The 26,513-nt window shown below is 73.0% G+C and carries 29 protein-coding genes and 3 pseudogenes; 11 read left to right on the forward strand and 21 right to left on the reverse strand.

Going from position 1 to position 26,513, the window contains the following annotated elements; all coding sequences use genetic code 11:
• Nucleotides 1-372 precede the first annotated feature (372 nt).
• Complete coding sequence (locus tag MTP03_RS17890; RefSeq protein ID WP_248489365.1) at nt 373-675, forward strand: WhiB family transcriptional regulator; 303 nt, start codon at nt 373-375, stop codon at nt 673-675.
• A 59-nt stretch (nt 676-734) separates the two neighbouring features.
• On the opposite strand, the gene groL is transcribed toward MTP03_RS17890, so the two are convergent.
• Nucleotides 735-2,342, reverse strand: a complete 1,608-nt coding sequence (gene groL / locus MTP03_RS17895; protein ID WP_248489366.1) for a chaperonin GroEL — start codon at nt 2,340-2,342, stop codon at nt 735-737.
• Between the two features lie 70 nt (nt 2,343-2,412).
• On the reverse strand, nt 2,413-2,712 hold the full coding sequence (gene groES / locus MTP03_RS17900; protein ID WP_068573370.1) for a co-chaperone GroES: 300 nt from the start codon (nt 2,710-2,712) through the stop codon (nt 2,413-2,415).
• A 266-nt stretch (nt 2,713-2,978) separates the two neighbouring features.
• Between groES and MTP03_RS17905 the strand changes: the two genes are divergently transcribed.
• Nucleotides 2,979-3,431 (forward strand): hypothetical protein, encoded by a 453-nt coding sequence (locus MTP03_RS17905; RefSeq protein ID WP_248489367.1) that lies wholly within the window; start codon nt 2,979-2,981, stop codon nt 3,429-3,431.
• Here MTP03_RS17905 and MTP03_RS17910 read toward each other — a convergent pair.
• The 4 genes from MTP03_RS17910 to MTP03_RS17920 are packed head-to-tail and all read right to left on the reverse strand — an operon-like array spanning nt 3,386 to nt 6,814.
• Entirely contained in the window at nt 3,386-3,631 is a 246-nt protein-coding gene (locus MTP03_RS17910; RefSeq protein WP_305852767.1) for a DUF2339 domain-containing protein, read from the reverse strand. The two genes, MTP03_RS17905 and MTP03_RS17910, sit on opposite strands and share 46 nt — an antisense overlap.
• Nucleotides 3,544-3,921: a hypothetical protein gene (locus MTP03_RS23160; protein WP_305852768.1), complete on the reverse strand. Its 378-nt coding sequence runs from the start codon at nt 3,919-3,921 to the stop codon at nt 3,544-3,546. The genes MTP03_RS17910 and MTP03_RS23160 overlap by 88 nt, the downstream gene beginning before the upstream one ends.
• The gene (locus MTP03_RS17915) at nt 3,879-5,204 is read right to left on the reverse strand and encodes a DUF2339 domain-containing protein (protein ID WP_248489368.1); all 1,326 of its coding nucleotides are present in this window, start codon (nt 5,202-5,204) and stop codon (nt 3,879-3,881) included. The genes MTP03_RS23160 and MTP03_RS17915 overlap by 43 nt, the downstream gene beginning before the upstream one ends.
• Before the next feature lie 47 nt (nt 5,205-5,251).
• Nucleotides 5,252-6,814 carry an MFS transporter gene (locus MTP03_RS17920; RefSeq protein ID WP_248489369.1) on the reverse strand — a complete coding sequence of 521 codons (1,563 nt, stop codon included), beginning with the start codon at nt 6,812-6,814 and terminating at the stop codon, nt 5,252-5,254.
• A gap of 61 nt (nt 6,815-6,875) precedes the next feature.
• Here MTP03_RS17920 and MTP03_RS17925 point away from each other — a divergent pair, with 61 nt between their 5' ends.
• A complete protein-coding gene (locus tag MTP03_RS17925) occupies nt 6,876-7,331 on the forward strand; it encodes a MarR family winged helix-turn-helix transcriptional regulator (RefSeq protein WP_371820799.1) in 456 nt (151 codons plus the stop codon).
• A 30-nt stretch (nt 7,332-7,361) separates the two neighbouring features.
• Here MTP03_RS17925 and tsaD read toward each other — a convergent pair.
• The 4 genes and pseudogenes from tsaD to MTP03_RS17945 all read right to left on the reverse strand — a co-directional run bounded on the left by tsaD (nt 7,362) and on the right by MTP03_RS17945 (nt 10,063).
• Nucleotides 7,362-8,395, reverse strand: a pseudogene (gene tsaD / locus MTP03_RS17930) (tRNA (adenosine(37)-N6)-threonylcarbamoyltransferase complex transferase subunit TsaD).
• A complete protein-coding gene (gene rimI, locus MTP03_RS17935; protein WP_248489370.1) occupies nt 8,392-8,862 on the reverse strand; it encodes a ribosomal protein S18-alanine N-acetyltransferase in 471 nt (156 codons plus the stop codon). The pseudogene tsaD and the gene rimI overlap by 4 nt, the downstream one beginning before the upstream one ends.
• Nucleotides 8,855-9,430, reverse strand: a complete 576-nt coding sequence (tsaB, locus tag MTP03_RS17940; RefSeq protein WP_248489371.1) for a tRNA (adenosine(37)-N6)-threonylcarbamoyltransferase complex dimerization subunit type 1 TsaB — start codon at nt 9,428-9,430, stop codon at nt 8,855-8,857. The genes rimI and tsaB overlap by 8 nt, the downstream gene beginning before the upstream one ends.
• 9 nt (nt 9,431-9,439) lie before the next feature.
• The gene (locus MTP03_RS17945; RefSeq protein ID WP_248489372.1) at nt 9,440-10,063 is read right to left on the reverse strand and encodes a TetR/AcrR family transcriptional regulator; all 624 of its coding nucleotides are present in this window, start codon (nt 10,061-10,063) and stop codon (nt 9,440-9,442) included.
• Between the two features lie 78 nt (nt 10,064-10,141).
• Between MTP03_RS17945 and MTP03_RS17950 the strand changes: the two genes are divergently transcribed.
• The 3 genes from MTP03_RS17950 to MTP03_RS17960 all read left to right on the forward strand — a co-directional run bounded on the left by MTP03_RS17950 (nt 10,142) and on the right by MTP03_RS17960 (nt 12,109).
• Complete coding sequence (locus tag MTP03_RS17950) at nt 10,142-10,489, forward strand: DUF2834 domain-containing protein (RefSeq protein ID WP_248489373.1); 348 nt, start codon at nt 10,142-10,144, stop codon at nt 10,487-10,489.
• Nucleotides 10,486-11,343, forward strand: coding sequence for an alpha/beta fold hydrolase (locus MTP03_RS17955; RefSeq protein ID WP_248489374.1), 858 nt, complete (start codon nt 10,486-10,488; stop codon nt 11,341-11,343). Before MTP03_RS17950 ends, MTP03_RS17955 begins: the two co-directional genes overlap by 4 nt.
• A gap of 97 nt (nt 11,344-11,440) precedes the next feature.
• Entirely contained in the window at nt 11,441-12,109 is a 669-nt protein-coding gene (locus MTP03_RS17960) for a VOC family protein (protein ID WP_248489375.1), read from the forward strand.
• Nucleotides 12,110-12,141: 32 nt separating this feature from the next.
• Here the strand turns inward: MTP03_RS17960 and tsaE are convergent, their stop codons facing one another.
• The 4 genes from tsaE to MTP03_RS17980 are packed head-to-tail and all read right to left on the reverse strand — an operon-like array spanning nt 12,142 to nt 16,187.
• The gene (gene tsaE, locus MTP03_RS17965) at nt 12,142-12,579 is read right to left on the reverse strand and encodes a tRNA (adenosine(37)-N6)-threonylcarbamoyltransferase complex ATPase subunit type 1 TsaE (RefSeq protein ID WP_248489376.1); all 438 of its coding nucleotides are present in this window, start codon (nt 12,577-12,579) and stop codon (nt 12,142-12,144) included.
• Complete coding sequence (locus MTP03_RS17970; protein WP_248489377.1) at nt 12,576-13,631, reverse strand: alpha/beta fold hydrolase; 1,056 nt, start codon at nt 13,629-13,631, stop codon at nt 12,576-12,578. Before MTP03_RS17970 ends, tsaE begins: the two co-directional genes overlap by 4 nt.
• Complete coding sequence (gene alr, locus MTP03_RS17975) at nt 13,628-14,767, reverse strand: alanine racemase (protein WP_248489378.1); 1,140 nt, start codon at nt 14,765-14,767, stop codon at nt 13,628-13,630. The genes MTP03_RS17970 and alr overlap by 4 nt, the downstream gene beginning before the upstream one ends.
• Before the next feature lie 13 nt (nt 14,768-14,780).
• A complete protein-coding gene (locus tag MTP03_RS17980; RefSeq protein ID WP_248489379.1) occupies nt 14,781-16,187 on the reverse strand; it encodes an NAD(P)H-hydrate dehydratase in 1,407 nt (468 codons plus the stop codon).
• A gap of 94 nt (nt 16,188-16,281) precedes the next feature.
• Here MTP03_RS17980 and MTP03_RS17985 point away from each other — a divergent pair.
• Nucleotides 16,282-17,126 (forward strand): annotated as a pseudogene (locus tag MTP03_RS17985) (dienelactone hydrolase family protein).
• A gap of 72 nt (nt 17,127-17,198) precedes the next feature.
• On the opposite strand, the gene MTP03_RS17990 reads toward MTP03_RS17985, so the two are convergent.
• From MTP03_RS17990 to rplM, 7 genes and pseudogenes are all read right to left on the reverse strand, one after another.
• Nucleotides 17,199-17,381, reverse strand: coding sequence for a hypothetical protein (locus MTP03_RS17990; protein ID WP_248489380.1), 183 nt, complete (start codon nt 17,379-17,381; stop codon nt 17,199-17,201).
• A gap of 14 nt (nt 17,382-17,395) precedes the next feature.
• Nucleotides 17,396-19,048 (reverse strand): hypothetical protein, encoded by a 1,653-nt coding sequence (locus MTP03_RS17995; RefSeq protein WP_248489381.1) that lies wholly within the window; start codon nt 19,046-19,048, stop codon nt 17,396-17,398.
• A 66-nt stretch (nt 19,049-19,114) separates the two neighbouring features.
• A complete protein-coding gene (locus tag MTP03_RS18000; RefSeq protein WP_248489382.1) occupies nt 19,115-19,411 on the reverse strand; it encodes a hypothetical protein in 297 nt (98 codons plus the stop codon).
• Between the two features lie 83 nt (nt 19,412-19,494).
• A pseudogene (locus MTP03_RS18005) lies at nt 19,495-20,186 on the reverse strand (HAD family hydrolase).
• Nucleotides 20,187-20,228: 42 nt separating this feature from the next.
• The gene (gene glmM / locus MTP03_RS18010) at nt 20,229-21,563 is read right to left on the reverse strand and encodes a phosphoglucosamine mutase (RefSeq protein WP_248489383.1); all 1,335 of its coding nucleotides are present in this window, start codon (nt 21,561-21,563) and stop codon (nt 20,229-20,231) included.
• 96 nt (nt 21,564-21,659) lie between these two features.
• Complete coding sequence (rpsI, locus tag MTP03_RS18015; protein ID WP_248489384.1) at nt 21,660-22,163, reverse strand: 30S ribosomal protein S9; 504 nt, start codon at nt 22,161-22,163, stop codon at nt 21,660-21,662.
• Nucleotides 22,160-22,609 carry a 50S ribosomal protein L13 gene (rplM, locus tag MTP03_RS18020; protein ID WP_248489385.1) on the reverse strand — a complete coding sequence of 150 codons (450 nt, stop codon included), beginning with the start codon at nt 22,607-22,609 and terminating at the stop codon, nt 22,160-22,162. Before rplM ends, rpsI begins: the two co-directional genes overlap by 4 nt.
• Before the next feature lie 278 nt (nt 22,610-22,887).
• Between rplM and MTP03_RS18025 the strand changes: the two genes are divergently transcribed.
• Genes MTP03_RS18025 through MTP03_RS18040 form a run of 4 tightly spaced genes read left to right on the forward strand, consistent with a single transcriptional unit; the run spans nt 22,888 to nt 26,506 of the window.
• Complete coding sequence (locus MTP03_RS18025; RefSeq protein WP_248489386.1) at nt 22,888-23,763, forward strand: hypothetical protein; 876 nt, start codon at nt 22,888-22,890, stop codon at nt 23,761-23,763.
• The gene (locus MTP03_RS18030; protein WP_248489387.1) at nt 23,751-24,233 is read left to right on the forward strand and encodes a hypothetical protein; all 483 of its coding nucleotides are present in this window, start codon (nt 23,751-23,753) and stop codon (nt 24,231-24,233) included. Before MTP03_RS18025 ends, MTP03_RS18030 begins: the two co-directional genes overlap by 13 nt.
• Before the next feature lie 54 nt (nt 24,234-24,287).
• Nucleotides 24,288-25,709: a hypothetical protein gene (locus MTP03_RS18035; RefSeq protein ID WP_248489388.1), complete on the forward strand. Its 1,422-nt coding sequence runs from the start codon at nt 24,288-24,290 to the stop codon at nt 25,707-25,709.
• Entirely contained in the window at nt 25,706-26,506 is an 801-nt protein-coding gene (locus MTP03_RS18040) for an LLM class flavin-dependent oxidoreductase (protein WP_248489389.1), read from the forward strand. Before MTP03_RS18035 ends, MTP03_RS18040 begins: the two co-directional genes overlap by 4 nt.
• The last annotated feature ends 7 nt before the right edge of the window (nt 26,507-26,513 follow it).

The raw sequence follows: 26,513 nt of genomic DNA on the forward strand, positions 1-26,513 counted from the left end.
ATTTAACCTTCCAGGATTTGCAGCCCTATAACGAGCACGGGACGGTGGCGCCCGCGGGTTACGTTACTCGTACGTAAAGGAATCTCCGCGACTTCGCCAACCTCCCACCGGGGCCACAGCCCCGTCCGGGCGCCGCAACACATCACCTGAACTGCGCATTTGCGGCAAACGTTCGCCGGCTTCGCAGTCGCAACGACGTTGTCTATATGTGCGGATCAATGAACACAATGTTAATTCTCCGGCTGATTCAGGCCCCCCGGTAATCATTGGCGATGGGTTGACCTTCGTCTGGCGAATTGCCTACGGTGAAGGCGCGAGAGGAACAACGACGTTTCCACGCCCGCGACGAACGCCGAGTGTATGGAGAATGCGATGCCTCAACCCAACGAACTCCCCGGCCCCAACGCCGACTTCTGGGACTGGCAGATGCACGGGGTGTGCCGGGGCGTCGACAGTTCGGTGTTCTTCCATCCGGACGGCGAGCGCGGCCGAGCCCGTGCCCAGCGCGAGCGGCGCGCCAAGGAACTGTGCCGCACCTGTCCCGTTCTCGCCCAGTGCCGCAGCCACGCGATCGCCGTCGCCGAGCCGTACGGCATCTGGGGCGGACTGTCGGAGTCGGAGCGCGCGGCCCTCGCCGCGAAGACCCGGGTGAAGCCGAGCCGGATCGCCGGCTGACGCCCCGCCACGAACAAGCGCCCCCGACCGGACGGTCGGGCGCTGCTCGTGACGCGGGACTAGTGCGCGTGGCCCGCGTGCGCGTCCTCCGGCTCCTCGGCCGGCTTGTCGACGACGGTGGCCTCGGTGGTGAGGATCATCCGCGCCACGGACGCGGCGTTCACCACGGCACTGCGGGTGACCTTCACCGGATCGATGACACCGTCGGCGATGAGGTCGCCGAACTGCAGGGTGGCGGCGTTGAAGCCGTCACCCGACTCCGTCACCTTGCTGACGACGACGGAGCCGTCCTCGCCCGCGTTGGTGGCGATCCAGAACAGCGGCGCCGTCAGCGCGCGGCGGAACGCCCGCACGCCCAGCTTGGCGTCGCCCTCCGAGGAGTCCTCCAGGTCGGCCAGCTGCGCGCTGACCTTGACCAGGGCGGTGCCACCGCCGGAGACGATGCCCTCCTCGACCGCGGCGCGCGCGGCGGACACCGCGTCCTCGACGCGGTGCTTGCGCTCCTTGAGCTCGGTCTCGGTGTGGGCGCCGACGCGGATCACGGCCACGCCGCCGGCCAGCTTCGCGAGGCGCTCGGAGAGCTTCTCACGGTCCCAATCCGAATCGCTGTGCTCGATCTCGGCCTTGATCTGCGCGGTCCGCTGGGCCACGTCGTCCGCGGACCCGGCACCGTCGACGATGGTGGTCGAGTCCTTGGTCACCTCGACGCGGCGGGCGCTGCCCAGCACGTCGATCCCGGCCGTCGCGAGGCTCAGGCCCAGGTCGGTGTTGACGACGGTGCCGCCCGTGACGACGGCGAGGTCCTCGAGGAACGCCTTGCGGCGGTCGCCGAAGAACGGCGCCTTCACGGCGACGGCCCGGATCGTCTTGCGCAGCGTGTTCAGGACCAGCGTCGAGAGCGGCTCGCCCTCGACGTCCTCGGCCACGATGAGCACCGGCTTACCGGTCTCGAGGATCTTCTCGAGCAGCGGCAGGAAGTCCGGCAGCGAGGTGATCTTGTCGCGGTAGAGCAGGACGAGCGCGTCGTCGAACACGACCTTGCGCTCTTCGAGATCCGTCACGAAGTTCGGCGAGATGTAGCCCTTGTCGAACTGGACGCCCTCGGTGACCACCACGTCGGTGTCCACGCCCGAGCTCTCCTCGACGGTGACGACGCCGTCGGCGCCGACCTTGCTCATCGCGGCGCCGATCATCTCGCCCAGCTCCTCGTCGCGCGAGCTGACGGTCGCGACCTGGGCGATCGCCTTCTCGCCGTCCACGGGGGTGGCCTGCGACACGAGGATCTCGGACGCGGCGTCGGCGGCGGCGCCGATGCCCTTGCCGAACTCGATCGGGTTGGCACCGGCCGCGACGTTGCGCAGGCCCTCCTTGACGAGCGCCTGCGCGAGCACCGTGGCGGTCGTGGTGCCGTCGCCGGCGATGTCGTTGGTCTTGGTGGCGACGGACTTCACCAGCTGGGCGCCCAGGTTCGCGACCGGGTCCTCCAGCTCGATCTCCTTGGCGATGGTCACGCCGTCGTTGGTCACGAGCGGACCGCCGAACGCCTTCGCCAGCACGACGTGCCGGCCACGCGGTCCGAGGGTCACCTTGACCGCGTCGGCGAGCTCGTCGACGCCGGCCTCCAGCGCGCGGCGCGCGTTCTCGTCGAATGCAATCTGCTTAGCCATGTGGGCTCCTTAGATACGGCCGGACCGCCCCGCCTGAGCGGGGCGGTCCGAAGTCGCACGATCGCGCGGGTTACTTGCCGATGACCGCGAGGACATCGCGCGAGCTGAGCACCAGGTACTCCTCGCCGTTGTAGTTGAACTCGGTGCCGCCGTACTTGCTGAACAGCACGGTGTCGCCCTCGTTGATGCCGGTGGGGACGCGGTTGCCCTGCTCGGTCACGCGGCCCTCGCCCACGGCGACGACGGTGCCGGTCTGCGGCTTCTCCTTGGCGGTGTCCGGGATGACCAGACCCGACGCGGTGGTGGTCTCGGCCTCGGTGGCCTTGACCAGGATCTTGTCGTCAAGCGGCTTGATGTTCACGCTTGCCACAGTTCGCCTCCATGTAGGGGTATCGGTGTCATGTTGTTCTCTGGCCCGAAAAGTCACAGCCGTCGTCGCGGGTGCCGGCGTCACCTTGTGCGGCCGGGTGGCCGCACGAACCACTTAGCACTCTACCCACGTGAGTGCTAGCACTCAAGGTGTGGGTCGAAACACTCGATCCGGGCATCGGCCGCGGCCGCGACGGGGCGCGCCGAACCGCCTCGCTTACCTTCGAGGTAATCGACGGTCCGCCCCGACCCGCGCACACTCGTCCCATGACGACGAACACCGCTGCCACGGACCCTCTCGCCCCCGCGTTCACCGCGCTCGCCGCAGGCCGCGTCGCCTGGGGCGTCGCCGCCGTCCTCGCGCCGCGAGCGAACCTGCGCGCCGCCGGAACGCCCCAGCTGGCCTCGCCGCACACCGACTACCTGATCGGGGTGTTCGGGGTGCGGGCCCTCGCGATCGGCGTCGGCTATCTCACCGGCGACGGCGCGACCCGGGCCCGGTGGCGCCGGCTGGGGCTGCTCGTCGACGTCGTGGACACGGTGAACGGGGCGGTCCGGCTGTCCGCGACCGAGGACCCCGGGGTGCGCCGGGCCGGCCGGCTGATGGTGGCCGCGACGGGCGCCTACGCGACGATCGGCCTGGCCGACGCCGCATGGCAGCTGGTGCGCTCCCGTCAGGCGGCGGGCCGGCGGCCGGGGCGGTCCGACCGGGCGGCGTAGACCGCGCCGACCCCGAGCAGGATCACGCCGACCACCAGGAACGCCGCGACGCGCACCACCCCGTCGAGCGCGGCCAGGTCGAACAGGAAGAGCTTGGCGACGGCGGCGCCGATCATCGCCAGGCCCGCGACAGTGGCCACCGCCCCGCCCGCGACGCGCCGCTGCAGCAGGAGGACGGCCCCCGTCGCGATCCACAACACGGTGGCTGCGCCGTGGCCCAGCGCATCCCCTCGGCGCCGGCCACGGCGTACCCGGCGTTGGCGAGCAGCGCCGTGACGGCACCCAGCGCGGCGATCCCGCCGGCGACGCCGAACACCGGTCGCAGCTCGTCCGGCAGCAGGGGCAGCAGCCGCCACACCGCGACCACGGCGAAGACCAGCGCGAGCGCCGACGCCGCCACGGCCGGCGCGGTCCCCGCGCCGTAGCGCCCCGCGCGATCGATCTCGATCACCGTCGGCGCGAACCGGGCGAGCGCGACCAGCAGGCCCACAGCCCCGAGCCCGGCCCCGCCCAGCAGCCCGACGGTGCGCGGCCCGACGCCAGCAGAGCGGCCGCGCCGAGCACGAGCACGATCGCCGCGAACCACACCGCGGGCGCGGCGACGGCGGTCCCGATCAGCGCGGCGAACGCCGCGACGCCGAACCACACCGCGCGGACCGAGGCGTTCGTGCCGGGCAGCAGGCCGAGGGCCACCGTCGACGCCACGAGGGCGAGCGCCGCGCCGGCCGCGGCCCAGTCGGGCGCGCCGATCGCGGCGAGCAGCACCGGCGTCACGGTGACGATGCCGGCGGAGACGAGCGGCCAGGACCGGCCGGCGCGGGCCGCGCCGTCGGCGGCGGCGAGCAGACCGATGGTGGCGCCGAGGACGGTGCCACCCAGGATCGGCAGGGCGTCGGCGGGCCCCGCGGCCAGCGCCAGCACCGCGAGGGTGACGGATGTGCCGGACGCGCGCACCACGTGCAGCCACGGCCACGCCGACGGCCGGGAGATCCCGAGCGACGCGATCGCCAGGATCAGGGTGAATCCGCCGAGCAGGTAGCCGTCGTCGGCGAGCGGCGGGGCCAGCACGTACGTCGGCGCGAACAGCGCCACTCCGAGCCACTGCGAGCGCCACCGGGCGGCCAGCGCCAGCCCGCCGAGCGCGATCAGCCCGGCGAGGGCGAGCCCGATCGTCGGGTGCACCCAGTGGTAGATCCCCGTCACCGCGACGGTGTCGAGGTAGGCGGCCGCGACGCCGGTCGCCACGAGCGCCGCGGCCCCGGTGCGCCCGCCGGGCCGTCCGCGCAGCCACACGCCGGCGCCGAACAGCCCGGTCGCGAGGGCGGCGCCCAGGCCGACGCGCACCGCGGGGCCGAGCAGCCCCGCCTGCGCGGCGAGGACCAGCAGGAACGCCACGCCGATCAGGGTGACGAGCACGCCCGCCCCGGCCAGCACGCGGGCCACGGTGAACGCGGGAGGCTTCGCCGGGCGGGGCGCGAGCGGGGGCCGGCCGGGCGCCGGCCGGAACGGGATCGGCGCCGCGGGGCGGAGCGGGACCGGCGCCGCGGGGCGGAGCGGGACCGGCGCCGGCGGCGGCCCCGCGGGAGCCGCGACCCGGCGGGGCGCGGCGGAGGTCAGGAGCACGGGGGCCACCGGGCGGGCGATCTCGCCGAGCTGGGCCTGCATCCACTGCAGGCGCTTGACGGTGATGTCGAGTTCGCCCGCGATCCGGGCGATCCGGGCGTCCGGCGTGAACGCGTTCGGCGCGTTGTACGAGGGAGTGTTCTGAGGCATACCCCTACGCTGCCGCGCCGGGATTCGGCACGGCAGCGTAGGACTACTCAGTCGTGGGCGGTACTTCCCGCACCCGCGTTCGCCGAGGACGGTTCCGGGCGCGACGGTGCGGCACCGTCGGACTTGGACGGGCGCGACAAGGCCAGGACCGACACCGTGCCGGCGAGGCCGACGAGGGTGAGCCCCACGACGACCGCGATGGCGGTGGTCATGCCGGGCAGCAGCTGCCCGGGCTCGGAATGCGATCCCGCGCTCGTGGTGATCGCGGTGACGACAGCCATCATCACAGCGCCGCCCACCTGGATGAAGGTGTTGAGGAGGCCGGAGGCGAGGCCCTGTTCGTCGTCGTCCACGCCCTCGGTGGCCTGCGAGTTGACGGCCGGGAAGGTGAGGGCGAAGCCCACGCCGAGCAGCAGGATCGTCGGGAACAGGAACAGCCAGTAGCTGGCGCCGGCCTCCGCGCGGAGGAACCAGACGTACGCGCCGAGGAAGGCCGCGAGGCCGATGGCGACGAGGACGGTGCTGTTCACGCGGTCGAGCACGGCGTCGATCTTGGTGGCCGAGGCCACCACCAGCAGGCCCGCGGGCAGGAACGCGAGCGACATCGCGACCGGGCTCCAGCCCAGGGAGTCCTGGACGTAGAGCGTGACCAGGAACTGGAAGGCCGCGTAGCCGCCGAACATGACGAAGCCGGCGAGGTTGGCGTGCACCAGCCGGACGGAGCGCAGGATGCCCAGCCGGACCAGCGGGTGCCGGTGCTTGGCCTCGATGACGACGAAGGCCACCGCGAGCAGCGCGGACACCGCGAACAGGACGAGCACCGTGGGCGAGGCCCAGCCGAGGTGGGGCGCCTGGACCACCGTGTAGACGAGGATCAGGAGCGCGCCGGTCGAGGTGAGGGCCCCGGCCACGTCGAACCGCGCCAGCGCGAAGCGCTCCGACGGTGCCGTGTGCGGGATGACCTTCCACCCCAGGAACACCAGGGCGAGCGCGATCGGGCCCGGGAAGAGCAGGGTCAGCCGGTAGGAGACCTCGGTGAGCAGGCCGCCGAACACGAGCCCCATCGAGAAGCCGGAGGCGCCGGCCACCGTGTAGATGGAGAAGGCCTTGTTGCGGGCGGGCCCCTCGGCGAAGGTCGTGGTGATGATGGACAGGCCGGCGGGCACGGTGAACGCGGCCGCCACGCCCTTGACGAAGCGCAGCGCGATGAGCGCGGCGGGCAGGTCGACGAAGGCGGTGGCGACGGAGGCCACGCCGAAGACGAGGACGGCGCCGAGGAAGACCGGGCGACGGCCGATCAGGTCGGCCGCGCGGCCGCCGAGGAGCAGCAGGCCGCCGTAGCCGAGCACGTAGCCGGAGACGATCCACTGCAGCGCGGACGGATCCATGCCCAGCGCGGATTTGATGGAGGGCAGCGCCACGCCGACCATCGAGATGTCGAGGGCGTCGAGGAACAGCGCGCCGCAGAGGACGAGCAGCAGGAGCCAGGTCCGGGACGTCCATCCGGACGGGGTGGTGACGTGGAGTTCCGCCCTCCCGGGGGCCGGGTTCGACGGTGCTGTCGGGGGTTCGTGTGTCGTGGTCACGTCCGGAACTTTATGCGCATGCATTCAATGTGTCTACATTTATTTCTCAGGAATATTTTGCACCCGTCCGGTGTAGACTGCGGACATGGGCGCGAAAGACCTGGCCACGGCACCGTCGGGAAGCTGCACGCCGGCCGACGACGCACTGGCCGACCAGTGGCACCGGCTGATGCGGGACTACTCGCGCATGAGCTGCGCCCTTGATCGCGCGCTCGCGGCGCACGGGATCACGTCATCGGAGTTCGAGGTGCTCGAGCAGCTCGCCCGCGCCCGGAGCGAGGACGACGCCAAGGTCCGCATGTCGGACCTTGCCGATCACGTGCACCTGTCGCAGTCGGCGCTGTCGCGACTGGTGGCGAGGCTGGAGAAGGACGGACTGGCCACGCGAACGATGTGCGAGAGCGACCGGCGGTCGGTGTTCACCGCCATCACGGACCTCGGCGAGCAGCGGTACCGGGATGCCCGCCCCACCCATCGTTCGGTCCTGCGCGCCGAGTCCGCGGACTGCGAGATGCGCGACTACCTCTGTGGCGAGGGCTGACCGCACCCGCCGCGCCGCGGGCCGCCCGGGTCACACCTTGCTGATCCGCACGGACAGGCCGGGATCCGTGGCCGCACCGAGCGCGGTGGGGGTCGGATCCGCGTCGATCACGTGCGCACCGAGCGTCGCGATCATCACGCCGTTGTCGGTGCACAGGCGCGGCTTCGGCACGCGGAGCTCGATACCCGCAGCGTCGCAGCGCTCCTGAGCGAGGCTGCGGATCCGCGAATTCGCGGTCGCCCCGCCGCCGAGCACCATCGTCTCGACGCCCACGTCCTGCGCCGCGCGGATCGCCTTGAACGTCAGCACGTCCGCGACGGCCTCCTGGAAACTCGCGGCGATGTCCGGCACGTTCGGCTCGCGGCCCGCGGCCCGCTCCGCCTCCACGTGGCGCGCAACGGCGGTCTTGAGGCCGCTGAACGAGAAGTCGTGCCGCGCGTCCTGCTGCCGGGTCATCGCGCGCGGGAAGCGGATGGCCTGCGGATCACCCTGCTGCGCAAGGTCGTCGATCACCGGCCCACCCGGGTAGCCGAGACCGAGCAGGCGGGCGACCTTGTCGAACGCCTCGCCCGCGGCATCGTCGACCGTGGTCCCGAGCTCGGTGATCGGCGCACCCAGGTCGGTCACGTGCAGCAGGTGCGTGTGCCCACCCGACACGAGCAGCGCGACGCAGGGCGGCATGGGGCCGTGCTCGAGGGTGTCGACGGCGACGTGCCCGCCCAGGTGGTTCAGTCCGTAGAACGGCACGTCCCACGCCGCCGCATAGGCTTTCGCCGCGGCGACGCCAACCAGCAGGGCACCGGCGAGGCCGGGGCCGATGGTCACGGCGAGCGCGTCCGGGCGGTCCACGCCGGCGGCGGCGAGGGCGCGGCGCATCGTCGGCACGATTGCCTCGAGGTGCGCGCGCGACGCGACCTCGGGCACCACTCCCCGTACCGGGCGTGCTCGTCCTGCGACGACGCCACCTCGTCCGCGAGCAGAACGGCGGTGCGCGACTGCGGATCCCAGTCGACGATGCCGACGCCCGTCTCGTCGCACGAGCTCTCGACACCCATGACGATCACTGCGGCTCACTCCCTCTGCTCTCGCGCTTCATGGTGTACGCGTCGGCCCCGGACGGCCGGTAGTAGTTCCTCCGCAGCCCGACGGTGGCGAATCCGTTGCGCTCGTACAGGGTCCGGGCGGTGTCGTTGTCGGTGCGGACCTCGAGGAAGACGGGGCCGCCGCGCGCGTCCGCCACCTCCAGCAGGGTGCGCAGCAGGGCGTATCCCACTCCCCGGCCCTGGAACTCGGGATCCACGCCGATCGTGAGCACCTCCGCCTCGGGGAAGAAGCTGTTGCCCAGCAGACCGATTCCCGCGTACCCGACGAGCCCGCCGTCCGCGGCCGTGTCGCGGGCGGCGAAGAAGCGGGTGTGCCGCTCGGGCGTGAACGACGATGCGGGCCAGGGACTGTCACCCGGGAACAGCACCTGCTCGAGCTCGGCGCAGCGCTCGGCCTCGTCGGCGCGCAGCGGACCGATCTCAACCACGCGCGGCCATCTCCACGGCGTCGGGGCGGCGCAGGTACAGCGGGACCAGCGGCTGCGCCGGCGTGCCCAGCAGGGGCCGGGCGACGGCGACGAGGCTCGCGGGCGTGGGCGATCCCTCGACCACCCGGGCGTCGCCGGCGTCCAGGTCGGCCGGCTTGATGACGCCGGGACCGGCGGTGCGTGCCCCGTCCGAGTACCGGGCCCAGTAGACCTCCTTGCGGCGAGCGTCGGTGACCACCACGACGTCGCCGGAGGTGCCGTGCGCGATCGCGTCGAGGCTGCAGACGCCGTGCACCTCGATGCCGAGGGCGTCGCCGAACGCCGCGGCGGTGGCCATGCCCACGCGGAGGCCGGTGAACGGACCCGGCCCGCAGCCGACGACCACCGCGCCGAGGTCGGCGCGCTCCAGCCCGGCCTCGGCGAGGCATTCGAGCAGGAAGGGGGTGAGCACCTCGGCGTGGCCGCGCGCGTGGGTGCGGCTGCGCTCGGCGAGCACGGCGCCGCTCTCGGAGTCGACGATGCCCACCGTGAGCGCCGGCGTGGCGGTGTCCAGGGCGAGCACATGCATATGTGCAGGTTACCCGGGCATGAGTCCGCGGATGAAACGGGCGATCACCGCGCGCACCTCCGCGATGGCGGCGTCGCGGTCGTCGGCCCGCCCGATGTACAGGGCGGATTCGTCGAGCATGCCGAGGATCGCGTGGGCGAGCGGGCGGACCGGCTGCGCCTCGAGCTCGCCACGCTCCACCGCCCGCGTGATCAACGCCTCGATCACCGCCAGCCCGTACTTCTCGCCGCGCGCCCGCCACGCCTCCCAGCCGAGCACCGACGGCGCGTCGATCATGGTGATCCGGGTGATGCCGGGCGCGGCGATCGCCTCGAGGAACGCGTCGACCGCGACCAGCATCGTGTCGACCGGGTCCAGCTCGCCGGCCTCCGCCACGGCCCGCGCCGCACCCCCGATGCTCTCCTCCTCGACCGCGTCGAAGACCGCCTCGAACAGGCCCTTCTTGTCGCCGAACTGGTGATAGAGCGCGCCGCGGGTGACGCCCGCCGCCTCGACGATCGCCTGGGTTCCGACGTCGGCGTAGCCGCGCTCGCCGAACAGCGTGCGCGCGGCGCCGATCAGCGCGGCGCGCGTCGCGGCGGTGCGCTCCGCCTGGGTCCGGCGACCGGTCCGGCCCTCACCATTGACTTCCATACAGCCTGCACGTAACTTTCATACCAAGTGTCCGTAAGTTCGCTCCGAACTCTAGTCCCGACACGCGAAGGGCGCGCCATGCGGTGGTTCTACCTGGTCATGATGGTCATCGGCACGGTGGTGCCGTGGGTGTTCTTCGGCGGGTTCTTCGCCGCCGAGGGGCTCGACGTCCCGCTGTTCCTGCGCAGCCTGTTCCCGAACGGGGCGGCGTCGGGCTTCACCGCCGACGTGCTGCTCTCGATCGTGGTGTTCCTCGTGTGGTCCGCCACCGACGCGCGGCGGAGCGGTGTACACCGGTGGTGGCTCGTCGTCCCCGCGACGTGCCTGGTGGGACTGTCGCTCTCGCTCCCCCTGTACCTGTACCTCCGCGAGACCCGTGACGCAGCGGCGGGCGCGGACCCCGTCCCCACAGGAGTCCCCGCATGAGCATCGCGTCGCTTCCGTCCGGCACCGTCGACTTCCACGTCTACGGCCCGGAGACCTCCGATCACCCGCCCGTGCTGTTCGTGCACGGCGCCCTCGTCGACCTACAGCTGTGGGACCGCGTGGCCGGCGCACTCGGCGCCGCCGGCCATCGCTGCTGGGCGGTCACCTGGCCGCTCGGCTCGCACCGCATCGCCTGCCCGGACGCCGTCGCCGACGGTCCGCGGGGCGTCGCCCGGCTGATCGCCGAGTTCATCGAGGACCAGGGCATCACCGGCTGCACGCTGGTCGGCAACGACACCGGCGGCGCGATCTGCCAGTACCTACTGGGCTCCCGGCCCGAGCTGATCGGCCGCGTCGTGCTGACCAACTGCGACGCCTTCGACACCTTCCCGCCCCAGCCGTTCGCGACGCTGTTCGCGCTGCTCAAGCGCCCCGCGCTGCTCAAGCCGCTGATGTCGACGATGCGCGTGCGCGCCCTGCGCCACTCCCCGCTCGGCTTCGGCCTGCTGGCGAACCACCTCGACCCCGAGCTCACCGCGTCCTGGGTGCGCCCGGTGCAGGTGGCGGAGAAGATCCGCGCCGACGTGACCGCGCTGTTCGCCGGGATCGACACGGCGGACCTCGCGCGGGTCACGCCGACGGTACGCGCGTTCCCCGGGCCGGTCACGCTCACCTGGGGCATGGCCGACCGCTGCTTCACGCCGCGGCTCGGGTGCCGCCTCGCCGCCGCCTTCGGGGACGACCGGCCGGGCGGCACCCGGTTCGTCGAGGTCGACGGTGCCCGCACCTTCGTCTCCCTCGACCGCCCCGACGTGGTGGTCGAGGCGATCGAGGCCATCAGCACCGTCGGGTGAACGCGCGGCTCTGCGGGCACGGGAAGCCGGATTCGGCTTCGTATCGACGCTGAGCCGTGGATTCACCCGGGCCTCCAGGGGCACGATGGGTGTATGAATGAGCGATCAGACCCTGCCCGACTGGGCGCCGCTGGTCCGCGGCCTGCGCACCCGGTTCCACACCCATGATTTCGCGACCGGCCTCGAGCTGGTCACGGCGTTCGCCGCCGAGGCCGAGGCCGCGAACCACCACCCCGACCTGACGCTGCGCTACGGCACCGTCGACGTACTGCTCGACAGCCATGACGCCGGCGGCACCACCGAGCGGGACGTACGCCTGGCGCGGCGGTTCTCCGAGCTCGCCCACGAGCGGTCGATCGCGGCGAGCCCGAACGAGCTGTCCGTGATCGAGCTCGGCCTCGACACGGCCGACGCGGCGGCGATCGCGCCGTTCTGGGCGGCGGTGCTCGGCGCGCAGGTCGAGGAGGACGATCACGGCTCCGAGATCCGCGTCCACGGCGCCGACGCCCTGATCTGGTTCCAGGACACCGAACCGCACGCGACGCCGAAACAGCGCTTCCACCTGGACATCTGGGTGCACCCGAGGGAGGCGGCCGAGAGGATCTCCGCCGCTGTCGAGGCGGGCGGACGGGTGATCTCGCACGAGCACGCCCCGTCGTTCTGGGTGCTCGCCGACGCCGAGGGCAACAACGCCTGCATCTGCACCACCGCCAGCCGCGACGCCGAACAGCGCCTGCGCGCCCTCACCGACGACGCCTCAGGCTGAACCGGTGTCGCGTCGGCGCTGCCCGAGGCCGTTCAGGTCCCGTCGGACCACTCCCAGGTGGCGGTGCGTACGTCGGTCCCCTCGGCCCGCCGCAGCCGGACCTTCAGATGGCGGTCGGTCAGCCGCTCGGCGACGCCCTCACCCCACTCGACGACCACCACACAGTCCTCGAGATCGGTGTCGAGATCCAGCGCGTCCAGTTCGTCGAGGCCGCCCAGCCGGTAGGCGTCCACGTGGACGAGGCCGGGCGCACCGTCGGACCCCGGACGGTGCTCGCGCGCGATGATGAACGTGGGCGACGACACCCGGCCGAGCACGCCGAGCCCGGCGGCGATCCCGCGAGTCAGCGCGGTCTTCCCGGCGCCGAGCGGGCCGTCGAGGATCACCAGGTCGCCCGCGGTCAGCTCGGCGGCCAGCTCGCGCCCGAGCGCCTCGGTGTCCTCGACCTCGGGCAACACGCGTTCGGTCATGCCGGCACCGCCCGCGCGACGAGTTCCGCGATCGCCGTGGCCACCCGCGGGGCAGCCTCGAGGACCAGCATGTGCCCGGTGTCGGACAGCACCACCAGCTCCGAGTCCAGCGCCTCGGCCAGGGCCTTCGACTTGCGCAGGGGCGTCATCCAGTCGTGGTCGCCGCACACCACCGACGTCGCGATCCGGCGCAGCACGGGCAGCGCGGCGCGCTCGTCGTACGACTCGAGCGCGGGCATGAAGCCCGCGTAGGTATCGAGCGGGGCCGACAGGCTCATCGTCGACGAGAACGTGGTCATCGACAGGCTGTGGTCCCCCGGCCCGTACGCGCCCGCGGTGACGAACGGGGCCGCGAACGGCGTGATCACCTCGCGGCCGCGCCCCACCACCGAAGGCAGGAACCGGACGGCCGCCCGGAACACGTCGAGCACCGGATTCCGCAGCGCGGCAGCCAGTCCCACGTCGGTCAGCGCGTGCGACGCGGTGCCGAGCAGCGCGGCCCCCACGACGCGGGACCCGAACAGCTCCGGATGCCCGGTCGCGAGCGCGCAGATCGCCATGCCGCCCATGGAGTGCCCGGCCAGCACCACCGGCCCCGTCGGGACCAGGACGCGCAGGACCGTCGCGATGTCGTCCCCGAGCATCGCGACGGTGCTCTGCTCGGCCGTGCACGACCCCGAGTCGCCGTGCCCGCGACAGTCGGGGAACACCATGCGCACGTCGTCGCCCCAGCGCGCGGCCAGCGCGTTGCGCACGAGCACCCAGGACGCGGTCCGCAGCGTGAACCCGTGCACGAACAGCACCGTCACCGGCGCGTCCCGCGGCCCGACTTCCCGCACGTGCAGCGGCACCCCGTCCGCGCTCATCACGATCGACTCGCGGTCGGCACGGAACCGCAGGTCATCGGGGTCGACGGTGTCCGGTCCCCCGCCCCGCAGCCCCAGCAACCGGCCGGCGGCGGCGAGCCCCGTCAGCGCGGCGACGGCGACGCCCGTGCCGAGCCCGGCGAGGAGCGCGGGGCCGGGGAAGCGGCCCGGTTCGGTGTCGTTCACGGCGCCCCCGTGTACGTCCGCGCGGCGCGGCCGCGCACTCCGGTGAGCACCTCGTAGTCGATGGTGCCGAGCTTGTCGGCCCAGTCCGCGGCCCGGTCGGCGCCGGGCGCGTCGCCGAACAGCACCGCGGTGTCGCCCTCCGCGACCCCGCCGCCGTCCGGCCCCAGGTCGATCACGCACTGATCCATGCACACCCGGCCGACCTGGGGGAACCGCCGACCGCCGATCGCGACCTCGATGCGGTTGCTCAGCGGCCGCCACACCCCGTCGGCGTAGCCCGCGGGGATCAGGCCCACCATCGTGTCGCGCGGCGCGATCCAGCTGTGGCCGTAGCTGACCCCGTCGCCCGCCCGGATCGGCTTGATCAGGATGACCGGCGCGGCGAAGGTCATCACCGGCCGCAGCCCGAAGTCGGTGCCGGGCACCGGGACACCGCCGTACAGCGCGATCCCGGGCCGCACCAGATCGAAGTGCAGGTCGGGCCGCGTGAGCGCCGCGGCCGAGTTCGCGGCGTGCACCAGCTCCGGGGTGAGCCCGTGGGCGCGGGCGTCGGCCACGACGGCGGCGAGCGCGTCGCGCTGCACGTCCAGGAACGGGTGGTCCGGCACGTCGCCGTGCGCGAGGTGGGTGAACACGCCCTGCAGGCGCACGTGCCCGGCCCGCTCGGCGTCGACGAGGCCGGCGCGGGTCGCGGCCCACTCGCCGGGGGCCACGCCGTTGCGGGCCAGGCCCGTGTCCACCTTGACGTGCACCACGGCGGGCCGCCCGACGGCGCGCGCGGCCTTCACGACGTCCGCGAGCTGCCGCGGCGAGCTGACGCCGAGCCGCACGTCGGCGTCGATGGCGGCCTCGTACCCCGACGTCGACAGCCAGCTCAGGATCGGGACCGTCACGCCGCCCTCGCGCAGGGCGAGCGCCTCGTCGATCGTGGTGACGCCCAGTTCGGTCGCGCCGCCCGCGAGGGCGGCCCCGGCCACCGGGAGCGCGCCGTGGCCGTAGGCGTCGGCCTTGAGCACGGCCATCACCGCGGCGCCCGGCGCGCGCTCGGCGACGATCCGCGTGTTGTGGGCGAGCGCACCCAGGTCGATCTGTGCGGTCAGGCGCTCGAGTCCGGACGCCGGGATCTGTGTGTTCATGGCGCTCATCAGCCTAGTCGCGCAGCACGCCCCGCAGGACGCCCGGCACGGCGGCGCTGATCGCGGCGGCGTGAGTCGGGGCGCCGTCGGCGGCGCGGGCCGCCGCCAGGCCGTGGACCCGGGCTGCGCACGCCGCAGCGGCCAGCGGGGTCAGGCCCGACGCGAGCAGCGCGCCGACGAGGCCGGTCAGCACGTCACCCGAACCGGGCGTGGCCGCCCAGGACGACCCCGCGGTGTCCGCGACGACGGTGCCGTCGGGCCCGGCGATCACGGTGACGTGCCCCTTGAGCAGCACCGTCGCCCCGAGCTCGCGGGCCGCCTCCCGGACCGCGGCGACCCGGTCGTTCCCCACGGGCCCCAGCAGCCGCGCGAACTCCCCGGCGTGCGGGGTGAGCACCGTGGGCGCCGACCGGCCCGCCAGCAGCCCGGGGTGCTCGGCGAGCAGGGTCAGTGCGTCGGCGTCGAGCACCGTCGGGAGGTCCTGGTCGAGGACGGCGGCCAGACGGTCCGCGGCGGCACCGTCGGTCCCCATCCCCGGCCCGGCGGCCCAGGCCTGCACCCGCCCGGCCGTCGCGACGTCGTCGCTCGCGACCACTTCGGGCCAGGCCGCGAGCACGGCGGCGCGGGCCGCACCGGCGAAGCGGACCATGCCCGACGACGCGCGGACGGCCGCGCCGGTGGCCAGCACCGCGGCGCCGGGGTACCGATCGCTCCCCGCGACGACGCCCAGCACGCCCTGGCTGTACTTGTCGTCGGCGGGGCCCGGCACGGGCCAGCGCGCCGCCAGATCGGCGTCGTCGTAGGCCCGCAGGGCGCCCGGCCCGAGGTCGAGGCCGATGTCGATCAGCTCGACCCGGCCGCAGCGGGCGGGGGCGAGGGCGTGCACGGGCTTGAGCGCCCCGAAGGCGACGGTGACCGCCGCCGTCACGGCCGGACCGTGGACGACGCCGGTCGTCACGTCGACGCCGGAGGGGGTGTCGGCGGCGACGATCGGCGCGGTGATCCGGGCGACCACCTCGGCGGCCGCGGGCCGCAGCGCGCCGCGGGCGCTGATCCCGACGATGCCGTCGATCACCAGGTCCGGGCGCGACGGTGCCTCGACGACCCGCCCGCCCGCGCGGCGCAGCGCCGCCAGCCCGGCGGCGTGCGCGCGGTCCGGGGCCAGCAGCACCGTCTCCACGGCGACGCCGCGCCGGCGCAGCTCCGCGCCCGCGAACAGGGCGTCGCCGCCGTTGTCGCCGGAGCCGACGAGCAGCGCGACCCGCCGACCGGCGGTGCCGCCGGTGCGGGTCGCCAGCTCGGCCGCGCAGACCCGCGCGAGCCCGTACGCGGCGCGGCGCATCAGCGCACCGTCGGGCAGCGCCCTGAGCAGGGGCGCCTCGGCGTCCCGGACCGCGTCGGGGAGGTGATAGTGCCGCACGCCGCCACGGTACGGCAGATCCGAGCCATCGCAGTGTGCAAGGGCGGCCGATCCGCGCCCCTGCAGTCCGCGCGAATCGGCTAACGTGAGCGACGTGACTGATGCGAACAAGCTGGTGAAGCAGTTGCAGGGCCGGGGCCCGCACCGCGTGCTCAAGGGCGACCTGGGCGTGGCCGGCCTGCCGGGCGTGATCTACACGCCCGAGAAAGGCGTGAACCTGCCCGCGGTGGCGTTCGCGCACGACTGGCTGACGCCCGCCAAGCGGTACCGCAAGACCCTCGAGCACCTCGCGTCCTGGGGCATCGTAGTCGCGGCGCCGGACACCGAGCGCGGCGTGCTGCCGTCCGACGGCAAGCTGGCCCTCGACCTCGGCACCGCGCTGGACGTCATCACCGAGGTGCGCCTCGGCACCGGTGAGATCACCGTGAACAAGGCGAAGCGCGGCGTCGTCGGGCACGGCTGGGGCGCCGGCGGCGCGCTGATCGCGGCCGCCGCCGACCATCGCGTCGAGGCCGTCGCCGCGCTGTTCCTGCGCCCACGTCGCCGCAGGCCGAGAAGGCCGCCACCGCGACCACCGCGAACGCGCTGATCCTCGCGGCCGCCGGCGACGAGCAGTCGATGACGTCCAACGCGGGTGTGCTCTCCCTGCGCTACGCGGGCCCCACCGAGCTGCGGATCGTCCCGGGCGCCGAGCCGGGCGGGCTGGCCGAGGGGATCTCGGTGCGCGGCGCGCTCGGGGCCGGCGGGTCCGACAAGAAGACGCAGAAGACGGTGCGCGCCCTGCTCACCGGCTTTCTCCTCGGCGGTCTCGCCGGCGACGAGGAGTTCCGGGCCTTCGCCGAGCTCGGCGCGGACCTCGGCGACTCGTCGTTCGTCTGGGACCCGAACGCCGAGCCCGAGGAGCCGGGCCTACTGCAGAAGCTGCGCAGCCTGGCCTGACGCGGCACGGTCTGACTCGCGCGGCTGACCCGCGCGGGCGCTCAGCCCGCGCTGAGCCAGGTGTCCGGGCGCTCAGCCCGCGCTGAGCCAGGTGTCCGGGCGCTCGGCCCGGGCGATCACGGGGATCGGCTGGGTGATCGGCGCCTCGTCGGTCGCGATCCCCGCCGCCGCCATGAGCGCGCCGATCACGTCATCGCGTTCGGCGACGCGCAGGGCGCGGGCGTGCGCCTCGAGGTCCCACTGGTGCGGATCCATGCTGTCCTCCTCTGCTACGGCACCGTCAGCGCGAATGTCGCGCCGCTGCCCTGTTCCGGTGCGGTCGCCTGCGGCGGGGCCTGCGCCGGGGTGGGCGTCGGGGTGGGCGTCGCCGCCGGAGCAGCACCGGGCGGGCACGGCTCCGTCCCGCCCGACTGAGTGCCGCCGCCCGGGTTCGGCGCCTGCGGCTCGGCAGGCTTCGCAGCGCCCCCGGGTTTCGTTGCGCCCTCCGGCTTCCCATCGCCCTCCGGCTTCCCATCGCCCTCCGGCTTGGCGCCCGCCGGGTCGGTCGGCTTCGCGTCGGCCGGCTCGGCCGGCGTGGCGCCGCCCGGGTTCGCCGCCGCTGTGGGCTTCGCGCCCGGCTCGGACGGTCCCGCCTTGTCGGGCGTGGCGTCGACGCAGGTGAGCCTGCCGTCCTCGCCGACCGCGAGTGTCGCGCGCTGGACTGTGCCGTCGGGCTTGGTGACGGTGACTTCCACCGTCTTCCCGTCGGGGCTCAGCACGGCCGTGACCGTGCCCTGCCCCGGCACGCCGGTGCCCTTCCGTGCCGCTCCGGCGTCCTTCTCGTCGGCCTTGTCGCCCGGCTTGGTCTTCTCGCCCGGCTTGGTCTCGTCGCCGTCCTTGCCGGTCCCCTGCGCGTCCCCGGACTTGCCCAGCCCCAGTTGCTCCTTCAGTGTGGGCAACAACTGGGACAGCCAGGACGGCATGCTGGACGTGCCCGTTCCGCTGCCCGACGACGGCAGCGCGCTCGACGGCGTGGTCGTCGCGGGGCTGCCCGTGCTCGGGGTGGCGGTCGCCGCCGCGGGGGTGCCCGCCGCCGGGGACGTGGAGGCCGGTACGGACACCGGCGTCCCCGACGACGGGCTTCCGGACGACGGTGCCGTGGAGGTCGGACTCCCCGCCGTCGGGCTCGTGGTGCGGCCGCCCCCGCCGGACGCGGTACCGCCACCGCCGGTACCGCCACCGCCGGTACCGCCACCGGTGCCACCGCCTCCCGTCACGGGGCTCGACGGCGCGCCCGGTTTCGTGGGCGTGCCTGGCGAGGCGGGCGTCGCGCCGGTGATCGCCGCGAACGCCGGCGCGGGGAACGCGGACGCATCCGCGGCGTTCGCTGCGGCCGGAACCTTCGCGTACGCCGCCCGCACCGACTCGACGGTCTGGTTGATGATCGCCGTGAACCGGTTCAGGTCCTTGGCGAGCTGGTTCTCGAACTTCAGCACGAGCGAGGGGTCCTTCAGGGTCATCAAGTACAGCGTCGGCGCGGCGTACCCGACGAGCCCGGAGAAGTCGCCCACGTCCACGCCGGACTGGCTGAACTCGCTGAGCTGCTTGATCTTCGAGGTGACCGCCGCAAGCACGGCAGCGGCCGCACCCTCCGCCGCGGTGGCCGTGGCCTCGAGCACTGCGGCGGTCGGCTCGCTGCGCTGCTGCTGGGTGCCGAGCGTGGTCACCGCCGCCCGGCCCGCGGTGTCGGGCCACGCCTTCTCGACCTCGCCGCGCGCCGTCGACTGGTCGGTCGCCGCCTGCCGGGTGGCGGTCGCCTGGGCGCGCAGCAGCGCGGCGTCACCGCGGAGCGCGGCGAGGTCGATCCCGCGTTCGTAGTCGTACTGCGCGCAGATCACGCCCTGCCAGTCCGGCCAGGACCGGCGCGAGATCACCTTCGCCACGCCCAGCATCGTCCGGAAGTACTGCAGCGGCGCGGCGCCAGCGTCAGGAGGTCGTCGACCGTGGGATCAGCCACCGGTGACCACCGCCGCGCCCGCGTCGTCCGTCTTCACGTGCGCGGACGCCGACACCTGCAGGCCCTGCCCGCACGCGCGTGCCCCGTCGCGCCACGCCTCGACGGCCTTGGCGAGCGAGCCGAGCGCCGCGCCGTAGGCGTCGCCCTGCGCGCGGTAGTTCCGGCCGAAGTCCCCCGCCTCGGCGGTGTATCCGCGGATCCTGCCCGCGACCGTGCCGAGCGAATCGGCCACCGCGTGGTACTTGCTCCCCGCCCGCGTCACCGCAGCCGTGTCGATCTCCGTGCCCACTGGCGACCCCCATCGCTCGTGCGTCCCCGTCATACATTGGACGCACGGGCCGGGCGAACGGTTCCCGCGCCGGTGCCGCCGCGCTAGGACAGGACGCCGGCCGCCCGCACCGCGTCGAGCAGCCCGGACGGGCGGGCCTCGACGGGGAGCGGCTCGACCTGTGCGAACCCGCACCCGACCGCACGGGAGGCACCGTCGGCCTCGGCGCTGTCGCCGACCATGAGGATCCGCTCCGGGGCAGCCCCAGGGTGGCGGCCGCGGCGCGGAAGACCTCGGGGGCGGGCTTGGCGTGCCCCACCTCGAACGAGAGCACGAACTCGTCGACGAGGCCGTCGATGCCCTCGCGCGCGAACGCGGGGCGGATGTCGTAGCCGATGTTGGAGAGCACGCCCACCCGCAGGCCGGCGTCGCGCACCGCGCGGAGCACGTCGGCGGTGTCGGGGTAGATCGACCAGTTCAGCGGGTTCGAGAACTCGCCGTAGAGCCGCTCGCGCTCGCCGCGATCCGTGACTCCGGAGTACTCCAGCACGTGCAGGTACGTGCTTCGGTGGTCCGCCGAGCTCAGGTCGCGGGCGTGCCACGCGCGGCGCGCCTCGTCGTCCATCGGCACCGGCTCCCCGACGGGGACCGTCATCCGGTGCAGCAGTTCCTGCTGCGCCGCATCGTCGAGCGCGCGGCCCTGCGCGTCGGTCAGGCCCGCGAACCACGCCGGGTCCGGCTCCAGCCGGAACAGCGTCCCCGAGAAGTCGAACAGCACACCCTCGTAACCGGTCATACCCACACGCTACCGGTGATGAAAACGTTTCGACAGAGCCGATCAGGAAATGAGACCCGCGAGCCGCTCCGCCGTGCCGCGGGCGACCTCCTCGGTCGGAGCCTCCACCATCACGCGCACCAGCGGCTCCGTGCCGGACGGGCGCAGCAGGATCCGGCCCGCCTCGCCCAGCGCGGCCTCCTCCGCGGCCAGCGCGGCGGTCAGCGCGGCGTCCGCCATCGCGGCGGCCTTGTCGATCACTCGCACGTTCACCAGCACCTGCGGCAGCACGGTGAGCACCGACGCGAGCTCGGCCAACGACGACCCCGTCTGCGCCATCCGCTCCATGAGCTTGAGACCGGTGAGCACCCCGTCGCCCGTCGTGCCGAGCCCGGGCAGCACGACGTGCCCCGACTGCTCGCCGCCCAGGGCGTAGCCGCCGGTGCGCAGCTCCTCGAGCACGTACCGGTCGCCCACCGCGGTGGTCCGCAGCGTGATCCCGGCGGCCTTCATCGCGAGGTGCAGCCCCAGGTTGCTCATCACCGTGGCGACCAGGGTGTGGTCGGTGAGCTCGCCCGCCTCGTCCATCGCGACGGCGAGGATCGCCATGATCGCGTCCCCGTCGACGGTGCGGCCGCGCGCGTCGATGGCGAGGCAGCGGTCGGCGTCGCCGTCGTGGCCCAGCCCCAGGTCGGCCTCGTGCGCGAGGACGGCCGCGCGCAGGCCCTCGAGGTGCGTCGAGCCGCAGTCGCGGTTGATGTTGAGGCCGTCGGGGGCGTCGTGGATCGCGATCACCTCGGCGCCCGCGTCCCGGTACGCCTTCGCGGCCACCGTCGAGGCGGCGCCGTTGGCGGCGTCGACGACGACCTTGATGCCGGTGAGCGGCTGATGGATCGCCGCCTCCAGATGCGCGACGTACCGGTCGACAGCGTCGAACGCGCGCTTGACCCGACCGATCGCGGCGCCCGTCGGGCGGGGCGGGGCGGGATCGTCGAGGGCCGCCTCGATGGCGTCCTCCTGCGCGTCCTCCAGCTTGTGCCCGCCGCGGGCGAAGAACTTGATGCCGTTGTCCGGCATGGGGTTGTGCGAGGCGGAGATCATCACGCCCAGCGCGGCGTCGTACTCGGCCACCAGGTGCGCGACCGCGGGCGTGGGCATGACGCCCACGAGCAGCACGTCGACCCCGGCGCTGGTCAGACCCGCGGAAACCGCGGCGGAGAGCATCTCCGACGATGCCCTCGGATCCCAGCCGACCACCGCGAACGGCCGGTCACGGCCCTCGAGATCATGCGCACCCAGTACCGCGGCCGCGGCGGCGGACAGTCGCAGCGCCAGATCGGCGGTCAGATCCTTGTTGGCCAGGCCGCGCACACCGTCGGTCCCGAACAGACGCCCCATGGAAAGAAAACCTCACTGATGAGAAGTGGTGGAGAAACGCGCCAGGGCAGGCACCCGCACGAGTGCGGATACCTGCCCTGGCGTGTTCGGCTGCAATCAGCGCTTGCTGTACTGCGAAGCCTTGCGGGCCTTCTTCAGGCCGTACTTCTTGCGCTCGACGGCACGCGGGTCACGCGTGAGGAAGCCGGCGCGCTTGAGCGCGGGGCGATCCTCGGGCGAGACCTCGATCAGCGCGCGGGCGATGGCCAGGCGCAGCGCGCCGGCCTGGCCCGACGGGCCGCCGCCGCTGAGGTTCGCGGCGATGTCGAACGAATCGAGGCGCTCGACGGTGACCAGCGGCGACTTCACCAGCTGCTGGTGCAGCTTGTTGGGGAAGTAGTCCTCGATGGTGCGGCCGTTCAGCACGAAGTTGCCTGTGCCGGCGGTCAGGCGCACGCGGACCACGGCCTCCTTGCGGCGGCCGACGGTCTGGACGGGGCGCTCGACGACCACCGGGCCGCGGGGGGCGCGGGTCTCGGCAGCGGCCTCAGGGGTCTCGGAGGTGTACTCGTTGGGAACGACCTCGGCGTCGCCCTCGAAGTTCTCGATCGTGTCGCTCACTGCTGCGCCACCTGCTTGATCTCGTAGGGAACCGGCTGCTGCGCGGTGTGGGGGTGGTTCGGGCCGGCGTAGACCTTCAGCTTGCCGCCGATGGCGTTGCCCAGCTTGTTCTTCGGAATCATGCCGAGAACGGCCTTCTGCACCACGCGCTCCGGATTCTTGGAGCCGAGGACCTCGCCGACCGAGCGCGAGCTCAGACCGCCCGGGAAGCCCGAGTGACGGTAGTGCCGCTTGTCGGTGAGCTTGGCGCCCGAGAGGGCGACCTTCTCAGCGTTGATGATGATGACGTAGTCGCCGCTGTCCACGTTGGGGGCGTAGGTCGGCTTGTGCTTGCCGCGCAGCAGGTTGGCAGCCGCGACGGCGAGGCGGCCGAGCACCACGTCGGATGCGTCGATGACGTGCCACTGCCGGGTCACGTCACCCGCCTTCGGGGTGTAAGTAGGCACAGGAGATCCTCTGCTCGATGGTTCGGTGCCGGTCCATGCGCGACGAGAGCGACCCCGGCGACCAACGGAGACCCGGGACTCTGGCTCCACGCCCTCCGGATCCGCTCGGGACCGGGCGGCGCGGCGCCACACACCAGCGGACCAGAGTACGCGGGTGCCCCGGCGCAGGTCAAAACGTCGGGCCCTCCCCGACGGTGCGCCACCCGGGCCCCGGATCAGGGTGCGACAGGGGGCGATCCCGGATGTGCGGCGCACCGTCGGAAAATACGTTCGGGGGCATGACTTCGACGACCGCGCCGGTGGAGCGACCTGCCGACGATCTCGCCACCCCCGCGCCGACCCCCGCACCGTGGACCACCGCGCAGCTCATCGGCTTCCGCCTGCTCGTCAGCCTCGGCGGAGGCCTGCTGGTGCTGTCCGTGTGGGGCAGCCTGCTGCTGGCGCCCGTGCTGGCGCCGGTGCAGACCCTGTTCGGCCGGCTCGGCGCACTGCTGACCGGTTCGACCTACGAGGTGATCACCAGCACCGCCACCGGCGACACCGTCTCCATCTGGCAGTACCACTTCGGCTGGGCGGTGACCGCGCTCGTGATCACCGTGGTGTGGTCCTTGCTGGACCGACGGCGCGGCGACTACCGCGCGCTCGGCGGCCTGCTCTGGCAGGCGGGCCGGATCGCGCTGGCGGTGGGGATGATCTACTACGGCCTCGGCAAGGCGATCCCCTCGCAGTTCGTGTTCATGCAGCTGCCCACCTACGCGCTGCAGCCCGCCGGCGACATCAGCCGGATGAACATGCTGTGGGGTTTCATGGGCGCCTCCGACGGCTACAGCGTGGTCACCGGCCTCGTCGAACTGATCTCGGGCCTGCTGCTGCTCTCGCGCCGCACCTGGATCCTCGGCGCCCTCGGTGCGATCGTCTCGATGACGCAGGTCGTGCTCATGGACACCTTCTACAACGTGCCCGTGAAGTTCCTCGCGTTCGAGTTCCTGGTGATCGCGGTGGCGATGCTCGCCCCGCAGTGGATCAACCTGGTGCGGGTCGTGTTCGGCCGTGCGGCGGGGCCCGCCCCGCGATCTGGCGCGCCGCCGGCGCGGACCGGACCTGGCTGCGCCGCACCGGCGTCACCCTCGCCGCGGTCGCCGTGCTCGCGGTGACCGTGCTCGGCACGTTCATGGGCGTCGCCTCGCAGCTCTCGCTGAAGCAGGCGCGCACCTCGCTCGACGGGACCTGGCACGCCACCTCGTTCCGCGTGGACGGCCGCGAGGCGACGCTCGCCGACCGGCCGTGGACCAACGTGGCGATCACCTACCGCGGCACCGGCTTCTGGGAGCGGATCGGCGACGGCTGGACCAACTTCGTCTCGCAGGAGCCCGACGCGAGCGTCACGCCCTGGTTCCTCGAGGTCGACGGTGCCTCGCTCACCCTCCGCGAGCGCAAGGACGGCCCGGAGACCGTGCTCTCGTACTCCCAGCCCGACCCCGACCGGCTGGTTCTCGCCGGTCGCGTCGGCGGACGGTCGATCACCGGCGACTACGAGCGGCGGCCGATGCAGCGCGCCGCGGAGGACCTGCGCTTCACCCACCCCCAGCCGGACCCGGGAGCGCCGGTGCTCGACTTCCCGTGATGGGAGTTACATCTGTCACTAGGAGTGATCGTGAGTAACACATACGATTCGGGCATGAGCACATCGCAGACGCCCGTGCCCCCGCCCTCTCCCGCCCCGTTCCCACCGGCGCATGCCGTCCAGCCGGCGCCGCCCGGGCCGCCGGCGCCGCCCGCTCCCGAGGCCGGCGAACCCGCGCGCTGGAGCTCGGCGCAGAAGCTCGCCTTCCGGCTGTTGTTCGTGATCGGCGGCGGCATCGTGCTGCTGTCGGTGTTCGGCAACGTGGGGCTGGGCGCCATCTGGTACTACGGCGGGGTCTGGTGGACGCTCGCGCAGATCGGCAGTTTCATCACCCGCGGCGAGGGCGTGGAGCTGTTCCAGAGCGGCAGCGGCGACGCCCTCTGGAGCTGGTGCTGGCACCTCGGCTGGATCGTGGTCGGCCTCGTGATCGTGGCCGTCTGGACGCTCCTCGACGGGAAGCGTCCGAACTACCGTTCCCTCGCGGGCCTGCTCGAGGTCTTCGCCCGCTACGGCCTCGCGCTGTCGATGGTGTTCTACGGCCTGGCGAAGGTGATCCCCAGCCAAATGGGCTACATGAGCCTCCCGTCCCACCAGCTCCAGCTCGTGGGCGACACCAGCATGTTCCACGTGCTCTGGGGCTTCATGGGCGCGTCGATCCCGTACTCCGTCGCGACCGGCCTGGTGGAGCTGATCGCCGGCCTGCTGCTCCTGTTCCGGCGCACGAAGGTGCTGGGCCTGTTGTTCGCGCTGGTGGCGACCACGCAGGTGTTCATGATGAACCTGTTCTACGACGTGCCCGTGAAGATCGTCTCCGGCGAACTGTTCGTCATCGCTGTGGCCCTCACCGTCCCGTACCTGCCGAACCTGCTGCGGGTCGGGCTCAATCGGGGCGGTATGGAGCCGGTTCCACCGCTGCCGACGCCCGGTCCGCGCTGGCTCGCAATCACAGGTCTGGTCGTGAAGTACGCCGCGACCTGCATCATGATCCTGTTCGGAGTGGCGCAGGGTGCCCTCATGACCTACATCAATCACACCCCGCTCGCCGCTCGACGGCGTGTGGCGCGCGACCTCGTTCACGGTCGACGGCGCCCCCGTGCCGCTCACGCAGACCCGTCCGGCTCCGTGGGCGAACGTCGCCATCACGTTGCGCGGCTCGAACCAGGCCGGATTCGAGGAGATCAGCAAGGGATTCGACAGTGTGGTGACACAGACGCCCACCGGGTCGACCACCGCGTGGCTGCTCGAGCCCAAGGGCGACGACGTACTCGAACTGCGCAAGAAGAAGAACGACGCGCCGCTCACCGTGACCGCTCGGCTCGACGGCGACCGGCTGCACCTCTCGGCGATGCTCGACGGCAAACGCATCGACGGCGTGTACGAGCGCCGGTTCATGGAGCGGGATCGTTCCCACTTCCGGCTGTTCCAACCCGACGGCCCCGACGAGGCCGCCACGCCCACAGGAGGTTCCTGACATGACCAGACCGTTCCGCTTCGCGGTGACCGCGCTGCCCGTTCCGCAGCTGGGCGACTGGGCCGCCTACGCCCGCTCGGTGGAGGACGACGGGTTCGATGCGCTGCTGCTGCCGGAGAACTACCCGATGCCCGACGGCATGACCTCCGCGGCGCTCGCGCTCGGCGCCACGTCGCGGATCGAGGTGGCCACGTTCGTGCTCGCCTCGCCGCTGCACGACCCGAGGCACGTGGCGTGGCAGGCGCATTCACTCGGAATCACCAGCGGGGGCAGGTTCCGGTTCGGCATCGGGACCGGGCGTCCCGACGTGGCCGGCGACACCGCGGCCCTCGGCGTGCCCTTCGGCACCGGCCCCGAGCGCCTGGCCCGGGTGGCCGAGACCCTCGACGCCCTGACCGCGCTCGACGGTGCCGGGCACACCCCGGTGCTCATCGCCGCGGGCGGCCCGAAGGCGCTGGCGCTGGCCCGCGAGCGGGCGGACACCGTGGCGCTGGCGACGCCGCCGGACACGACGGACGAGCGGCTGGCCGCGCTCACCGCGCCGCTGCGCGACCGGGTGGAACTGGCCTGCTCGGTGTTCGCGGTGAACGGCCTCGCCCCTGACTACGTGCGGCAGTTCATCGGCACCGACCTGGACGCCCTGCGCGCCGTGGACTGTCCCGCACTGCTGGACGGTTCGGTGGACGAGATCTGCGAGACCCTGATCCGTCGCCGCGAGGAGTACGGATTCTCCCTGATCGCGCTGGCCGGGCACACCGTGGCGGCGATGCGCCCAGTGGTCGAACGCCTCGCCGGGGCCTGACCCGCCG

Source organism: Tsukamurella sp. PLM1, from assembly GCF_023168325.1.
Taxonomy (GTDB): domain Bacteria; phylum Actinomycetota; class Actinomycetes; order Mycobacteriales; family Mycobacteriaceae; genus Tsukamurella.

Bases quoted from the DNA above. Each gene is read 5' to 3' on its own strand.
- MTP03_RS17890 (WP_248489365.1), top strand. From the start codon at position 373: ATGCCTCAACCCAACGAACTCCCCGGCCCCAACGCCGACTTCTGGGAC.
- groL (WP_248489366.1), bottom strand. From the start codon at position 2,342: ATGGCTAAGCAGATTGCATTCGACGAGAACGCGCGCCGCGCGCTGGAG.
- MTP03_RS17905 (WP_248489367.1), top strand. From the start codon at position 2,979: ATGACGACGAACACCGCTGCCACGGACCCTCTCGCCCCCGCGTTCACC.
- MTP03_RS17915 (WP_248489368.1), bottom strand. From the start codon at position 5,204: ATGCCTCAGAACACTCCCTCGTACAACGCGCCGAACGCGTTCACGCCG.
- MTP03_RS17920 (WP_248489369.1), bottom strand. From the start codon at position 6,814: ATGCATGCGCATAAAGTTCCGGACGTGACCACGACACACGAACCCCCG.
- MTP03_RS17925 (WP_371820799.1), top strand. From the start codon at position 6,876: ATGGGCGCGAAAGACCTGGCCACGGCACCGTCGGGAAGCTGCACGCCG.
- tsaB (WP_248489371.1), bottom strand. From the start codon at position 9,430: ATGCATGTGCTCGCCCTGGACACCGCCACGCCGGCGCTCACGGTGGGC.
- MTP03_RS17945 (WP_248489372.1), bottom strand. From the start codon at position 10,063: ATGGAAGTCAATGGTGAGGGCCGGACCGGTCGCCGGACCCAGGCGGAG.
- MTP03_RS17950 (WP_248489373.1), top strand. From the start codon at position 10,142: ATGCGGTGGTTCTACCTGGTCATGATGGTCATCGGCACGGTGGTGCCG.
- MTP03_RS17955 (WP_248489374.1), top strand. From the start codon at position 10,486: ATGAGCATCGCGTCGCTTCCGTCCGGCACCGTCGACTTCCACGTCTAC.
- MTP03_RS17960 (WP_248489375.1), top strand. From the start codon at position 11,441: ATGAGCGATCAGACCCTGCCCGACTGGGCGCCGCTGGTCCGCGGCCTG.
- tsaE (WP_248489376.1), bottom strand. From the start codon at position 12,579: ATGACCGAACGCGTGTTGCCCGAGGTCGAGGACACCGAGGCGCTCGGG.
- alr (WP_248489378.1), bottom strand. From the start codon at position 14,767: ATGAACACACAGATCCCGGCGTCCGGACTCGAGCGCCTGACCGCACAG.
- MTP03_RS17990 (WP_248489380.1), bottom strand. From the start codon at position 17,381: ATGGATCCGCACCAGTGGGACCTCGAGGCGCACGCCCGCGCCCTGCGC.
- glmM (WP_248489383.1), bottom strand. From the start codon at position 21,563: ATGGGGCGTCTGTTCGGGACCGACGGTGTGCGCGGCCTGGCCAACAAG.
- MTP03_RS18025 (WP_248489386.1), top strand. From the start codon at position 22,888: ATGACTTCGACGACCGCGCCGGTGGAGCGACCTGCCGACGATCTCGCC.
- MTP03_RS18035 (WP_248489388.1), top strand. From the start codon at position 24,288: ATGAGCACATCGCAGACGCCCGTGCCCCCGCCCTCTCCCGCCCCGTTC.
- MTP03_RS18040 (WP_248489389.1), top strand. From the start codon at position 25,706: ATGACCAGACCGTTCCGCTTCGCGGTGACCGCGCTGCCCGTTCCGCAG.